The sequence below is a fragment of the Burkholderia sp. BCC0044 genome (assembly GCF_902832955.1).
Lineage (GTDB): Bacteria > Pseudomonadota > Gammaproteobacteria > Burkholderiales > Burkholderiaceae > Burkholderia.
This window is the reverse complement of record NZ_CADFDO010000002.1, coordinates 964,835-978,168: the sequence shown is the minus strand read 5'-3', so window position 1 is coordinate 978,168 and position 13,334 is coordinate 964,835. Positions and strand designations below refer to the sequence as shown.

The 13,334-nt window shown below is 68.0% G+C and carries 14 protein-coding genes; 9 read left to right on the top strand and 5 right to left on the bottom strand.

What is annotated here, in order from left to right:
- Positions 1 to 178 precede the first annotated feature (178 nt).
- Positions 179 to 1,420, top strand: coding sequence for a cytosine deaminase (gene codA / locus HWX14_RS12940; RefSeq protein WP_175883072.1), 1,242 nt, complete (start codon positions 179 to 181; stop codon positions 1,418 to 1,420).
- Between the two features lie 165 nt (positions 1,421 to 1,585).
- Positions 1,586 to 2,917, top strand: coding sequence for a chloride channel protein (locus HWX14_RS12935; protein ID WP_175883071.1), 1,332 nt, complete (start codon positions 1,586 to 1,588; stop codon positions 2,915 to 2,917).
- Positions 2,918 to 3,077: 160 nt separating this feature from the next.
- Here the strand turns inward: HWX14_RS12935 and HWX14_RS12930 are convergent, their stop codons facing one another.
- The 4 genes from HWX14_RS12930 to HWX14_RS12915 form a co-directional block, all read right to left on the bottom strand.
- Complete coding sequence (locus HWX14_RS12930) at positions 3,078 to 4,406, bottom strand: MFS transporter (protein ID WP_175883070.1); 1,329 nt, start codon at positions 4,404 to 4,406, stop codon at positions 3,078 to 3,080.
- Between the two features lie 223 nt (positions 4,407 to 4,629).
- Complete coding sequence (locus tag HWX14_RS12925) at positions 4,630 to 5,562, bottom strand: 3-keto-5-aminohexanoate cleavage protein (RefSeq protein ID WP_006482842.1); 933 nt, start codon at positions 5,560 to 5,562, stop codon at positions 4,630 to 4,632.
- Between the two features lie 35 nt (positions 5,563 to 5,597).
- Positions 5,598 to 6,404, bottom strand: coding sequence for an SDR family oxidoreductase (locus HWX14_RS12920; protein WP_175883069.1), 807 nt, complete (start codon positions 6,402 to 6,404; stop codon positions 5,598 to 5,600).
- Between the two features lie 87 nt (positions 6,405 to 6,491).
- Positions 6,492 to 7,187 (bottom strand): GntR family transcriptional regulator, encoded by a 696-nt coding sequence (locus tag HWX14_RS12915; protein ID WP_175883068.1) that lies wholly within the window; start codon positions 7,185 to 7,187, stop codon positions 6,492 to 6,494.
- 115 nt (positions 7,188 to 7,302) lie between these two features.
- Between HWX14_RS12915 and HWX14_RS36460 the strand changes: the two genes are divergently transcribed.
- Positions 7,303 to 7,482, top strand: coding sequence for a hypothetical protein (locus HWX14_RS36460; RefSeq protein WP_244130214.1), 180 nt, complete (start codon positions 7,303 to 7,305; stop codon positions 7,480 to 7,482).
- Positions 7,479 to 7,931, top strand: coding sequence for a type VI secretion system amidase immunity protein Tai4 (locus HWX14_RS12905; protein ID WP_175883067.1), 453 nt, complete (start codon positions 7,479 to 7,481; stop codon positions 7,929 to 7,931). Before HWX14_RS36460 ends, HWX14_RS12905 begins: the two co-directional genes overlap by 4 nt.
- 54 nt (positions 7,932 to 7,985) lie before the next feature.
- Here HWX14_RS12905 and HWX14_RS12900 read toward each other — a convergent pair whose 3' ends face one another.
- Positions 7,986 to 8,777, bottom strand: coding sequence for an IclR family transcriptional regulator (locus HWX14_RS12900; protein ID WP_175883066.1), 792 nt, complete (start codon positions 8,775 to 8,777; stop codon positions 7,986 to 7,988).
- Positions 8,778 to 8,937: 160 nt separating this feature from the next.
- Between HWX14_RS12900 and HWX14_RS12895 the strand changes: the two genes are divergently transcribed.
- From HWX14_RS12895 to HWX14_RS12875, 5 genes are all read left to right on the top strand, one after another.
- Positions 8,938 to 9,714, top strand: a complete 777-nt coding sequence (locus HWX14_RS12895) for an ABC transporter substrate-binding protein (protein ID WP_175883065.1) — start codon at positions 8,938 to 8,940, stop codon at positions 9,712 to 9,714.
- An 88-nt stretch (positions 9,715 to 9,802) separates the two neighbouring features.
- Positions 9,803 to 10,459: an amino acid ABC transporter permease gene (locus HWX14_RS12890; protein ID WP_175883064.1), complete on the top strand. Its 657-nt coding sequence runs from the start codon at positions 9,803 to 9,805 to the stop codon at positions 10,457 to 10,459.
- On the top strand, positions 10,456 to 11,211 hold the full coding sequence (locus HWX14_RS12885) for an amino acid ABC transporter ATP-binding protein (RefSeq protein WP_175883063.1): 756 nt from the start codon (positions 10,456 to 10,458) through the stop codon (positions 11,209 to 11,211). Before HWX14_RS12890 ends, HWX14_RS12885 begins: the two co-directional genes overlap by 4 nt.
- Positions 11,208 to 12,503: an FAD-binding oxidoreductase gene (locus HWX14_RS12880; protein ID WP_175883062.1), complete on the top strand. Its 1,296-nt coding sequence runs from the start codon at positions 11,208 to 11,210 to the stop codon at positions 12,501 to 12,503. The genes HWX14_RS12885 and HWX14_RS12880 overlap by 4 nt, the downstream gene beginning before the upstream one ends.
- A gap of 78 nt (positions 12,504 to 12,581) precedes the next feature.
- Positions 12,582 to 13,322 carry a class I SAM-dependent methyltransferase gene (locus HWX14_RS12875; protein WP_175883061.1) on the top strand — a complete coding sequence of 247 codons (741 nt, stop codon included), beginning with the start codon at positions 12,582 to 12,584 and terminating at the stop codon, positions 13,320 to 13,322.
- Positions 13,323 to 13,334 lie beyond the last annotated feature (12 nt).

Sequence of the window (13,334 nt, the reverse complement as noted above, 5' to 3'; positions counted from 1 at the left end):
CGGTTCCTGCGCGACGGCCGGCCCGCGGCTTCGGTCCGGCGCGGCCCGGCTGTCGTGTCGATGCAACATGCGCGGTACGTGCGCGCATCGCTGCTTTTCCTCCATACTGGTTGCCCGGACCGCACGGCCGCCGACGTAGATCGCGCGGCCGTGTCAACGCATACGACAAGAGGCCTCCATGAACCTGTTCAACGTACGTCTGCGCGGCCGCGACGGCCTGTTCACGATCGGCATCGATGCGGGCAAGATCGCGCGGATCGATGCGCAAACCGCACCGATCGCGTCGACGAATCCCGACCATATCGATGGCGGCGGCCGGCTCGCGATTGCGCCGCTCGTCGAACCGCATATCCACCTCGACGCCGTGCTGACGGCCGGCGAGCCCGCGTGGAACATGAGCGGCACGCTGTTCGAGGGCATCGAGCGCTGGGCCGAGCGCAAGGCGACGATCACGCACGAGGACACGAAAGCACGCGCGCATACGGCGATCGGCATGCTGCGCGACCACGGGATCCAGCACGTGCGCACGCACGTCGACGTGACCGATCCGACGCTCGCCGCGCTGAAGGCGATGCTGGAAGTGAAGGACGAGGCGCGCGGGCTGATCGATTTGCAGATCGTCGCGTTCCCGCAGGAGGGCATCGAATCGTTCGACGGCGGCCGCGCGCTGATGGAGCAGGCGATCGACCTCGGCGCGGACGTCGTCGGCGGGATTCCGCATTTCGAGAACACGCGCGAGCAGGGCGTCAGCTCGATCCGCTTCCTGATGGATCTCGCGGAACGCACGGGCTGCCTCGTCGACGTGCACTGCGACGAGACCGACGATCCGCATTCGCGCTTTCTCGAAGTGCTCGCGGAAGAAGCGCGTGTGCGCGGCATGGGGGCGCGCGTCACCGCGAGCCATACGACCGCGATGGGTTCGTACGACAACGCGTACTGCTCGAAGCTGTTCCGGCTGCTGACGCGGGCGGGACTGAACTTCATCTCGTGCCCGACCGAGAGCATCCATCTGCAAGGGCGCTTCGACACGTTTCCGAAGCGGCGCGGCGTCACGCGCGTCGCGGAACTCGACCGGGCCGGGATCAACGTGTGCTTCGGGCAGGATTCGATCAGGGACCCGTGGTACCCGCTCGGCAACGGCAACATCCTGCGCGTGCTCGACGCCGGCCTCCATATCTGCCACATGATGGGATACCAGGACTTGCAGCGCTGCCTCGACTTCGTGACCGATCACAGCGCGACGGCGATGCATCTCGGCGACGGCTACGGCATCGCGGTCGGGCGTCCGGCCAATCTCGTCGTGCTCGACGCGGACAGCGACTACGAAGCCGTGCGGCGGCAGGCGAAGGCCACGCTGTCGGTGCGCCACGGAGAGGTCATCATGCGGCGCGAACCGGAGCGCATCACGTATCCCGATTGACGCGGAAGGCGGAACATCGCGGCCCGCCGGCCTTCATGTATTCACAAAATACATTAGTCGATTCGAAAAATACGTTTGTCTCATGATTGCGGCGGGCCTACGATGCGGTCCTGATGGCGGCGCGCAGGGTGTGCGCCGTCCCTTCGATCCCCGTTCGCCGACCCCATGCGCCTCGATCTTCCGTCCGCTCCCGCTTCTTCGCCGCCTGCCAGCCCGTTCGCGCGCATGGCGGTCGTCACGGTCCTGACCGGTATCGGCGCGGGGCTCGGCGGCATGCTGCTTGCGTTGCTGCTGCATGCGATCCAGCACGTCGCGTACGGCTACAGCATCGCGCACGTGATCGGGTCCGAGAGCTTCCTCACTGGCGTGACCGCGGCCGAGCCGCTGCGCCGGCTCGCGGTGCTGGTCGGCTGCGGGATCATCGCCGGCGGCGGCTGGTGGGCGCTTTACCGGTATGGCCGGCCGCTCGTCAGCATCCGTCGCGCGGTGCGCGCGGCCGATCCGCGAATGCCGTTCGTCAGCACGACGGTTCACGCGCTGCTGCAGATCGTCACCGTCGCGCTCGGCTCGCCGCTCGGCCGCGAAGTCGCGCCGCGCGAGATCGGTTCGCTGCTCGCCGGGCGGTTCGCGCATGCGGCGCGACTCACGCCCGACGACTGCCGGCTGATGGTCGCGTGCGGCGCCGGCGCGGGGCTCGCGGCCGTCTACAACGTGCCGCTCGGCGGCGCGATCTTCGTGCTCGAGGTGCTGCTCGGCACGTTCGAGCGGCGTGCGCTGATCGTGGCGGTCGTGACGTCCGCGATCGCGGCGATCGTCGCGTGGGTCGGCCTCGGCAACGAGCATCAGTACACGGTGCCGACGTTCGTGCTGAGCACGCCGCTCGTCGCATGGTCGATCGTCTGCGGGCCGCTGTTCGGCTTCGCCGCGTACGGTTTCGTGCGGCTCACGACCCGCGCGCGGGCGGACGCGCCGAAGGACTGGCGGCTGCCGGCGTTCGCGCTGCTGAACTTCGCGATGATCGGCGTGCTCGCGATGTGGTTTCCGCAACTGCTCGGCAACGGCAAGGGGCCGGCGTCGCTGGGTTTCGACGGCACGCTGACGATCGGCGTCGCCGCGACGCTGCTCGTGCTGAAGGTGCTGATCGAAGCCGGCAGCCTGCGGGCCGGCGCGGAAGGCGGGCTGCTGACCCCGGGCCTCGCGAACGGCGCGCTGCTCGGGGTCGTGCTCGGCGGGCTGTGGAGCGCGGTGTGGCCGGGCGCATCGCTCGGCGGATGCGCGCTGATCGGTGCGACCGCGTTTCTCGCCGCGTCGATGCAGATGCCGATCACGGCCGTCGTGCTGCTGCTCGAATTCACGCGCGCGAATCACGACAGCCTCGTGCCGATGTTGCTGGCCGTGGCGGGTTCGCTCCTTGCGTACCGATTCGCGCAGCGGGTGGCGGAGCGGCGGTCGAGCAAGGTGGCGACCGCGAGCACGCCGGCGACGGTGGTCCGTTGATTCGCCGATCCGTCGAGATTCGCGACCCGCGTGGCGACACGCATATCGGTTCGCCAAGCGCCCGCCCGATCGTCGCGAGGACGTGTCTGTTTTGATCTAATGTAGCGAGATGCGGACCGGGTGAGGCCCGCATCCTTGCAGCTCGAATCACATCCGCCTTTCAACCGCGCGACCGCCCGTCGGCCCGCTCGTGCCCGTGACGCAACGCGAGGCTCGCGAACGCCGCGACGACCAGCGCGGCCGCCAGCAGCGTCAGCCCGTTCTTCGCATTGCCGGTCGCCTGTTCGATCGCGCCGACGACGGTCGGCCCGACGAAGCCGCCGAGTAACCCACAGGTGTTCACGAGCCCGAGCCCGCCGGCCAGCGCGCTGCCCGCGAGCCGCGACGCCGGAAACGTGAACACGATCGACTGCACGACGAAGAACATCGACGCGGCCACGCACACGCAGAGCAGCCCCGCCAATGGCGACGCATGCGCGGCGCCGATCATCCCGGCCGCCATCACGACGAGCCCCGCACACAGCATCCGGCGCGAATGACGCGACTCGCGTGCGAAGCGCGGCAGCGTCCCGGCCCCGAGCGCGGCGGCGAGCCAGGGCAGCGACGTCAGCAACCCGACCGCGACCGGCGAAAGACGTCCCGACGCGCCGATGATGCCCGGCAGGAAGAAGATCACCGTGTAGATGGTCAACTGGTGGCAGAAGTACACGAAGATCGCGAGCCAGATCTGCGGGTCGCGCAGCGCGGCGCCGAACGCGTGGCCGCCGTGCGCGGCGACGCCCGCGTCTTGTTCGGCGGCCAGCTTGCGCTCGAGCGCGCGGCCGGTTTCCGGGGCGAGCCACGGCGCGGCGCTCGGCCGATCCGGCAATCGTGTCCACACGACGAACGCGAGCAGGATCGCCGGAATGCCTTCGACGACGAACAGCCATTGCCAGCCGTGGAAACCGAGCGTGCCGTCGAGTTCGATCAGCGCGCCGGCCAGCGGCCCGCCGACGATGTTCGCGATGCACACGCCGAGCAGGAAATAGCCGGTGGCGCGCGCACGCTCCTCGCGGCCGAACCAGTACGTCAGATACAGCATCACGCCGGGAAACAGGCCGGCTTCGGCCACGCCGAGCAGCAGGCGCATCACGTAGAACGACGTCTCGCCGCGGACGAACGCCATCGCGACCGACAGCGCGCCCCACGTGATCATGATCCGCGTGATCCAGAAGCGCGCGCCGACGCGATGCATGATCAGGTTGCTTGGAATCTCGAAGAGCGCGTAGGTGAGAAAGAACAGCCCCGCGCCGAGCCCGTACGCGGCCGATGAAATGCCGAGATCGACGCCCATCGAATGTTTGGCGAACGCGATGTTGGTGCGGTCGAGAAAACTGATCACATACGCGGCGATCAGCAGCGGCATGAGTTTGCGGAACAGCAGCCGGTTCAGCGACGCGTTCGCGTCGCCGGCGGCGGACGACAAGGCCTGAGCGTGATGAGTGGACATGCGGACGACTCCGGTAAGGGCGAACCGGCGCGCACGGCAAGCACGGCGCGCCGCGTTCGGCAAATGCCGCTGCGGTGCACGCAGCGGATGGGCAGACGACGGAGCCGCGCCGGCGGCGCTCGAACGGAGCGGGGCGATCAAGGGCGTCCTGGCGCCGGCCGGCTCGGGCCGGCGCCTTGTCACTGCGCTTGCGGGTTCTCGTGTTGAGGGCGCGACCCGGCGATCAGAAATTCACCGCGTCGCCACCCTTGAGTGCGAGCATCGCGCGCGCCTCGGCCGGCGTCGCGATCTCGAGCGACAGGCCTTCGAGCACCTGACGCATTTTCAGGACTTGCGCGGCGCTCGATTCCGCGAGCTTGCCGGGCGCGATCCACAGCGAATCCTCGAGCCCGACGCGCACGTTCGCGCCCTGCGCGGCGCCGATCGTCGCGAGCGGAATCTGGTTGCGGCCCGCGCCGAGGATCGACCACACGTAATCGCTGCCGAACAGGCGGTCGGCCGTCCGGCGCATGTGCATCAGGTCCTCCGGATGCGCGCCGATTCCGCCGAGCAGGCCGAACACGCTTTGCACGAAGAACGGCGGCTTCGCGAGCCCGCGATCGACGAAGTGCGCGAGGTTGTACAGGTGCGAGATGTCGTAGCACTCGAATTCGAACCGCGTGCCGTTCGCGCCGCAGCGCGTGAGGATCGTCTCGATGTCCGCGAACGTGTTCTTGAACACGAGATCGCGGCTTTTCTCGAGATGTTCGCGCTCCCACGGATGCTTCAGCTCGCGGAAGCGCTCGAGCATCGGATACAGCCCGAAGTTCATCGAGCCCATGTTCAGCGACGCGACCTCGGGCTGGAAATGCAGCGCGGGCTGCAGCCGTTCGTCGACCGTCATGTGCGGGCTGCCGCCCGACGTGAGGTTGATCACCGCGTCGGTCTGCGCCTTGATGCGCGGCAGGAATTCGGCGAACACGGCCGGATCCTGCGTCGGTTTGCCGTCGGACGGGTTGCGTGCGTGCAGGTGCAGGATCGCCGCGCCGGCCTGCGCGGCTGCCACCGCGGCCGTTTCGATTTCGTGCGGTGTGACAGGCAGGTACGGCGACATCGACGGCGTATGGATCGCGCCGGTCGGCGCACAGGTGATGATGACTTTGCGAGCGTTTGCCACGGATGGATTCCTTTCGATGAACGATGCAGGACGCGTCAGAGCACTTCGACGTTGCCGCAGACGGAGATCGCCTGCCCGGTGATTCCGTGCCCGCCCGGCGAGCACAGGAACAGCGCGGTCGCGGCGATCTCGGCCGGATCGGTCATGCGCCGCAGCGAGATCTTCTCGAGATAGCGCTGCTCCATGTCGTCGTAGCCGATGCCGAGTTGCTGCGCGCGCGCCTCGATCACGCGGCGCATCCGCGGGCCGCGCACGATGCCGGGCTGGATCGCGTTCACGCGGATGCCGAGCGGCCCGAGTTCGATCGCGAGGCTCTTCACGAGGCCGACCACCGCCCATTTGGTGGCCGCATACGGCGTGCGGAACGCGTAGCCGAGCCGGCCGGCGACCGACGACAGCGCGATGATCGCACCGCCGTGTTTCGACTCGCGCAGCAACGGCACCGCGCGGCGCGCGAACTGGAATTGCGCGTTCAGGTTGATCGCGACGGTTTGTTCCCACTGCACGGGGTCGATTTCGTCGATGCCGCCGGTCGGGCCGGCGATGCCCGCGTTGTTGACCAGCACGTCGAGGCCGCCGAGCCGCGTCGACAGGTCGGCGAACACGCGCTCGACGGCGGCCGGATCGGATACGTCGGCCAGCGTCGCGCTGATCGCGCCGGCTGAGCCACGCGGCGGCCGGTCGGCGAGCGCCGCGATCGCGGCTTGCGACGCGTCGCACACGTGCACACGCCCGCCGCATTCGGCGAACGCGTCGGCGATTTCGAGGCCGATGCCCGACGCGCCGCCCGTCACGAGGACGCGCAGGCCGTCATAGGGTTTCAGCAGGTCGGAAGCTGTCATGCCGGGTTGTCTCCATCGTTGGTGTAGTGGGATGGCGGCCGCCGTCGATTCGGCTGGCCGTGGCAAGCGGCCGCTACGGTTTCGCGTTCACGGTCCGCGGGTCTGTTCGGCCCGCAGCGTCTCGGCGAGATCGTGCGCGGCGCCGCCGATGTCGAGCGCGATGCCGGCCCGCACGCCCGCGCCGTCGCGCCGTTCGAGCGCATCGACGATCGCGCGATGCGCATCCATCGAGCGCCGCATGTGCGGGATGTCGAGCGCGACCATGTTGAGGAACGGGCCGACGCGCATCCACAGGTTCTCGACGATCGCGAGCGTGTTTTCGCTCGCGCCGTGCGCGTAGATCGCGCTGTGGAACGCGAAATTGCTTTGCAGGTACGCGCGCGAGCGGCCGCCCTCGACGTGTGCCTGCATCGTTTCGCAGGTCTTGCGCACGGCCGCGATGTGCGCGTCGGTCATCCGCTCGCACGCGCGCTCGGCGATGCAGCCTTCGAGCGCGATCCGCACGTCGCGCAGTTCGTCGAGCATGTCGAGCGTCATCGGCGGGACGACGAGTGCGCGATTCGGGCCGTCAACCAATGCGCGTTCGGCGCGCAGCCGCGTGAGCGCGGCACGCACGGGCATCGTCGACGAGCCGACCGCCTCGGCGACGCTGCGCAGGCTCAGCGCCTGGCCCGGCGCGAAACGGCCGCTCATCAGCGCTTCGCGCAGTTGCTGGTAGACCTTGTCGGCCATCGTTTCCTGTTCGATGGCTTTCAGTGCGGGCGGGACGATACGAGGCGGCAAGGCGGGCTCTCCTGGGTTTGATCTGCGATCTGTGATCACACTGACGATGTGCGAAGTTTTGTCGATCGCGGCGGCGGAGTCAAGGCGAACGGGATCGGGGAAAACGAGGGGGGCGGTGAAGAGGCTGGCGGCGACAGTCGGCAATACTTTTCCCCGTCAGGGGTTTGATCCGATCGTCGAGGTATGGCTGGGGATGGCGATGGAGGTGAGCATCCAGGGTCGTGGCCATGATTACTTCAACGAACCGGGCGCGCGGTATCGTTCTGATCGCGCAAATTTTTGGAGCCTGTCATGAGGGGAGTCCGGATCGCTGCCGCGTTCGCGTGCATCGCGTTTCAACCGACGAGGGTCGTGGCGAAGGACGTCGCACAAACCTCGCCCGAGGCCGGCTTACGTACTTACCGCCAGAACTTCAAGGACATGGTGCTCGCGGAGTGCCTGGCTACCGCATACAAGCAGGCGCCCGGCGCGAGCAAGGACATCGGCAGCAGCATCAGCGCGTTGCGCGACTGGACCTACTACGACATGGAACGTGCGCCGGACGTCATTCACGCGCTGGTCGCGAAGTATCTGGCTCGCGACTATCGGAATCCGGTTGTCGAATCGGAAGTCGCGGATGTGAAGTTCGACTTCCTGAAGTGCCTCGATCTGTATCACGGCAAGGCACTGGACGCTGCGGCGAAGCAACTCGTATCGCGCCCGAACCGTACCTACCGGGCCGAGCATTCCCCGAAGCCGCAGTAGCGATCGAACGCCGTTGCGCGATGCAATGGCGCGCCGCATGCCATTTCGCCGACGCTATTCAAGCGTCCGGATCGAATTGCTGATCCCGCGCGCGCAGTCGATCACCGCCGGCGCGAGCTTGCGGCGCGCGTCGTCGAACGTCCAGCGGCTCGTCGGCGCGACCACGTGCACGGCCGCCACCGGCTGCCCCTGGCTGCCGAGCACGGGCGCCGCGATCGACATGTCGCCGATGAACAGTTCTTCCTGGTTGGTCGCGTAGCCTTCGCGCCGCGCGCTGTCGAGCAGCGCGACGAGATCGCCGAGCGCCGTGACCGTGCGCGGCGTATGCGGCGTGCGCACCATGCCGTCGAGCCGCGCGCGCGCATCGTCCGGCGGCAACGCGCTCAGGAACGCGCGGCCGGAGCCGGTGCAGTACATCGGGATGCGGCTGCCGATCGGCATGTGGATCGGCACGAACTTGGTCGACACGAAACGCGCGACGTACACCATTTCATCCTCGTCCGGCTCGGTGAGGTTGGTGGTTTCGCCGGTCAGGTTCGTGAGCTCGGACAGGAACGGATTCGCGACGTCGATCAGCGTATCGGCGGCGAGATAGTTGAAGCCGATCCGCATCACGTGCGGCGTGAGCTGGTAACGCCGCGTGACCGGATGCTTGCGGATGTAGCCGAGCTTCTCGAGCGTATAGACCATTCGCTGCGCGGAGCTTTTCGTCATCCCCGCCGCGTCGGCTACTTCCGCCAGCGTCATCGTGCGCCGCTTCGCGCTGAACGCGCGCAGCACGTTCAGCCCTTTTTCCAGCGACTGGTTGAACAGCAGGTCGTTTGCTTGGTCGGGCGACGTGTCCATGGCGAAGGGCGGAATCGATTCGATATCGCATCATATCGTATCGAATATCGATACGCAAAAATCTATTTGCGATATTTTTGATTCGTTTTAAGATCAAGTCATCGTCGCAGTGTCGATCAGTGACCGGCCGGCGCCCCGGATTATTCGAGAAGGAGTCACCATGGTTCCGTTCATCAAGCGGTTCGGCGCACTGGCCGCCGGTTTCGCCACCTGTATCGCACTCTCCACGGCGTCGGCGAGCGCCGTCGCGGCCGAGCCGACGCTGAAGGTCGGCGCGACGGCCACCGGCGTGCCGTTCACGTTTCTCGACGTCAAGAGCAATTCGATCCAGGGGATGATGGTCGATGCGATCACGGCGGCCGGGAAGTCGGCCGGGTTTCGCGTCGACGTGCAGCAGACGGTGTTCTCGGCGCTGATCCCGTCGCTCACCACGCAGAAGATCGACATCATCTCGGCCGCGATGCTGAAGACGCCGGCGCGCCAGCAGGTCGTCGATTTCTCCGACACCGTCTACTCGTTCGGCGAAGGCCTGATCGTGAAGGCCGACGATCCGGGCCGCTATACGTCGATGGACGATTTCAAGGACCAGGTGGTCGGCGCGCAGGTCGGCACCGCATTCGTCGATGCGCTCAACAAGAAGGGCATCTTCAAGGAAGTGCGGACCTACGATTCGATCGCCGACATCATGCGCGACGTCGCGCTCGGGCGCATCAAGGCCGGCTTCGCCGACCAGCCGATCGTCGCGTACCAGATCGAGCACGGCGTCAATCGCCAGGTGCGGCTCGTGCCCGAATACCAGAGCGTCGTGAAGGGGCAGGTGTGCTTCATCGTGCGCAAGGGCGACAACGCGACACTCGAACAGCTCAACGGCGCGATCCGCAAGATGAAGAGCGACGGCACGCTGCAGCAGATCCTGCAGAAGTGGCACATGAGCTGAGCGTTCGCGCCCGATTCCTGGCCGGTATCGCCCGCGCGTCGCGGGCATCCCCAGCGGCCGGCCGTCCGGCCGTCGCATAGGAGACCTCATGTTTTTTCAGAATGCGATCGATTTCCTGCCGATCCTGCTGAAGGGCGCGGTGGTCACGATCGAGATCACCGCATGCGCGTTCGTGCTCAGCTCGGTGCTCGGGCTGATCCTCGCGTTGATGAAGGTGTCGCGCAATCGTGCCGTCTCGACGGCCGGCAGCACGATCGTCAACGTGATCCGCGGGCTGCCGATCATCGTGCAGTTGTTCTACATGTACTTCGTGCTGCCCGATCTCGGCGTGCAATTGTCGGCGTTCCAGGCCGGCGTGCTCGGCCTCGGCATCGCGTATTCGGCGTATCAGGCCGAGAACTTCCGCGCGGGCATCGAGGCGATCGACCACGGCCAGATCGAAGCCGCGCACGCGATCGGCATGCGCGGCCCGATGATCATGCGGCGCGTGGTGCTGCCGCAGGCGTTCCGCATCGCGCTGCCGCCGTACGGCAACACGCTCGTGATGCTGCTGAAGGATTCGTCGGTCGCATCGACGATCACGGTCGCCGAGATCACGCGCGCCGGCCAGTTGATCGCGTCGTCGACGTTCCAGAACATGAGCGTCTACACGCTCGTCGCGTTGCTGTATCTCGCGCTCGGCCTGCCGCTGATGTTCGCCGTGAACCGGCTCGGCAAGCGGCTCGCACTGAAGAGGGGCGCATGATCCGGATCGATTCCATCCATAAGCGGTTTCACCAGCACGCGGTGCTGAAGGGCGTGAGCCTCGACGTGCAGCAGGGTGAAGTCGTGTGCCTGATCGGGCCGTCCGGTTCCGGCAAGTCGACCGTGCTGCGCTGTATCAACGGCTTCGAGACCTACGACGAAGGGTCGATCACGATCGACGGCGTGAAGGTCGATGCGCATTCGAAGCGGATCCACGAACTGCGGATGCGGGTCGGCATGGTGTTCCAGCGCTTCAACCTGTTCGCGCACCGCACGGCGCTCGAGAACGTGATGGAAGGGCCCGTGCACGTGCGGCGCATGCCGGCCGCGCAGGCGCGCGAGCAGGCCCGCGCGCTGCTCGACAAGGTCGGGCTGTCGCACCGGATGAACGCGTATCCGTCCGAGCTGTCGGGTGGCCAGCAGCAGCGCGTCGCGATCGCACGCGCGCTTGCCATGGAGCCGCAGGCGATCCTGTTCGACGAGCCGACGTCGGCGCTCGACCCCGAACTCGTCGGCGAAGTGCTCGGCGTGATGCGCGGGCTCGCCCGCGACGGGATGACCATGGTGGTCGTCACGCACGAAATGGCATTTGCGCGCGAGGTGGCCGATCGCGTGTGCTTCCTGCACGACGGCACGATCTGCGAAAGCGGACCGGCGCGCGACGTGCTCACGCAGCCGACGCACCCTCGCACGCAGGAATTCCTGCGCCGCCTGCTGGCGTCGGACGGCGCCGACCACCCGGATCGAACATGAGCGCAACGAACGCGGCACCCGGATGGCCGGATTCGCTGTGGGCGGCGACCGCCGCGCCGGCGCCCGATACGCCCGCGCTCGACGCGTCCGCGTCGTGCGACGTGGCGATCGTCGGCGCGGGCTTCACCGGCCTGTCGACCGCACTTCATCTGGCCGAACGCGGCGTGAACGTCCGCGTGATCGACGGCGCGCAGCCGGGCTGGGGCGCATCCGGCCGCAACGGCGGGCAAGTGATTCCCGGGCTGAAATACGACCCCGACGAACTGGTCCGCCGGTTCGGCGACGAGGCTGGCGAGCAGCTTGCCGGCATCGTCGGCGGCGCGGCCGACACGGTGTTCGACCTGATCGCGCGGCACGGCATCGACTGCGATGCGCGTCGCGCCGGCTGGATCCAGCCGGCGCCGACCGCCGCGATGCTCGACACGGTCGCACGCCGCGCGCAGCAATGGGCCGCGCGCGGCGCGCCGGTCGACGTGCTGAGCCGCGACGACGTCGCGCGGCGGCTCGGCACGCAAGCGTATGCGGGCGGCTGGATCGATCGCCGCGCGGGCAGCGTGCAGCCGCTCAGCTATACGCGCGGCCTCGTTCGCGCCGCGCAGGCGAGCGGGGCGGTCGTGCACGGGTCGACCCGCGCCGTCGGGCTGACGCGCGCCAACGGCCGCTGGCGGATCGCGACGTCAGGCGGTGCGACGCTGTCGGCCGAGCGCGTCGTGATCGCGACCAACGGCTACACGGACGGGCTGTGGCCCGGCTTGCGCCAGTCGGTGATCGCCGCGAACAGTTTCATCGTCGCGACGGAACCGCTCGCGCCAGCGCTGGGCCGCGACATCCTCGCCGGCGGCGAGGTCGCATCGGATGCGCGGCGCCTGCTGCTGTACTTCCGCCGCGACGTGGCCGGGCGCCTGTTGATGGGCGGCCGCGGCCCGTTCGCCGACCCGCGCGCGGCGAGCGACTGGCGCCATCTCGAACGTGCGACGACGCTGCTGTATCCGCAACTGAAGGGCGTCCGGTTCGAATACCGCTGGGCGGGGCGCGTCGCGATCACCGCGGATTTCCTGCCGCACGTGCACGAGCCCGCGCCGGGCGTGACGATCGCGCTCGGCTACAACGGCCGCGGCATCGCGATGGCGACGACGCTCGGCAAGCATCTGGCCGCGCATCTGTCGGGCGATGCGCAACTGCCGCTGCCGTTCCGGGTTTCGCCGATCCGACCCATTCCGTTGCACGGGCTGCAGCGCTTCTACATCGCGGCCGGGGTCGCGTGGTATCGGTTGCTCGACAGTCTGTCCTGACGCAGGCGTAACCGCAGTCGCCATCCGTCATCCGATCGGGCAGAATCGGCCTGCCCAGTTTCGACCGACGGATACCCGATGACCGAACCGAACGACCCGAACGAATCGCCCGGCCGCCGCGCTTACGCGAGCTTCGCGCAACGCTATGCGGACCTCGCGCCGACGAAGGCGCACAACGCGCTCTACGAGCGGCCGGCTACGATGGCGCTGCTCGGCGACGTCGCGGGCCTGACGGTGCTCGACGCCGGCTGCGGGCCCGGCATCTGCAGCGCGCATCTCGCCGGTCACGGCGCGACCGTGCAGGCGTTCGACGTGACGCCGGAGATGGTTGCGCTCGCAAGGACGCGCTGCGCGGGCCTGCCGGTCGACGTCACGGAAGGCGACCTGGAGGCGCCGCTCGCGTGGCTGCCCGACGCGTCGGTCGACAAGGTGCTGTGCTCGCTCGCGCTCGACTACGTGCGCGATCTCGCGCCGACGTTGCGCGAATTCCGGCGCGTCGCGCGCCCGGGAGGAACGCTGGTGTTCTCGATGGCGCATCCGATGCGCGACTGGATGGACGAACGCACGCGCGGCGACGGCACGTACTTCGACACGTCGCGCTTCGGTTTCCACTGGTCGGGGTTCGGCGAGCCGAGGCCGTACGTCGAGGCGTGGCGGCGGCCGCTCGCCGACATCCTGAACGCGGTCGCCGACGGCGGCTGGCGGCTCGACCGCTTCGTCGAACCGATGCCGCTGCCGGAGATGAAATCCGTATCCGAACGGCTCCATGCGGAGCTGTCGCTGGCGCCGGCCTTCCTGTGCATCCGCGCGCGCTGCTGACCCGGCGCGGCG

What these genes read in the sequence shown, in the direction of transcription:
- codA (WP_175883072.1), top strand. Translation starts at nt 179, where the DNA reads ATGAACCTGTTCAACGTACGTCTGCGCGGCCGCGACGGCCTGTTCACG.
- HWX14_RS12935 (WP_175883071.1), top strand. Translation starts at nt 1,586, where the DNA reads ATGCGCCTCGATCTTCCGTCCGCTCCCGCTTCTTCGCCGCCTGCCAGC.
- HWX14_RS12930 (WP_175883070.1), bottom strand. Translation starts at nt 4,406, where the DNA reads ATGTCCACTCATCACGCTCAGGCCTTGTCGTCCGCCGCCGGCGACGCG.
- HWX14_RS12920 (WP_175883069.1), bottom strand. Translation starts at nt 6,404, where the DNA reads ATGACAGCTTCCGACCTGCTGAAACCCTATGACGGCCTGCGCGTCCTC.
- HWX14_RS12905 (WP_175883067.1), top strand. Translation starts at nt 7,479, where the DNA reads ATGAGGGGAGTCCGGATCGCTGCCGCGTTCGCGTGCATCGCGTTTCAA.
- HWX14_RS12900 (WP_175883066.1), bottom strand. Translation starts at nt 8,777, where the DNA reads ATGGACACGTCGCCCGACCAAGCAAACGACCTGCTGTTCAACCAGTCG.
- HWX14_RS12895 (WP_175883065.1), top strand. Translation starts at nt 8,938, where the DNA reads ATGGTTCCGTTCATCAAGCGGTTCGGCGCACTGGCCGCCGGTTTCGCC.
- HWX14_RS12890 (WP_175883064.1), top strand. Translation starts at nt 9,803, where the DNA reads ATGTTTTTTCAGAATGCGATCGATTTCCTGCCGATCCTGCTGAAGGGC.
- HWX14_RS12885 (WP_175883063.1), top strand. Translation starts at nt 10,456, where the DNA reads ATGATCCGGATCGATTCCATCCATAAGCGGTTTCACCAGCACGCGGTG.
- HWX14_RS12880 (WP_175883062.1), top strand. Translation starts at nt 11,208, where the DNA reads ATGAGCGCAACGAACGCGGCACCCGGATGGCCGGATTCGCTGTGGGCG.
- HWX14_RS12875 (WP_175883061.1), top strand. Translation starts at nt 12,582, where the DNA reads ATGACCGAACCGAACGACCCGAACGAATCGCCCGGCCGCCGCGCTTAC.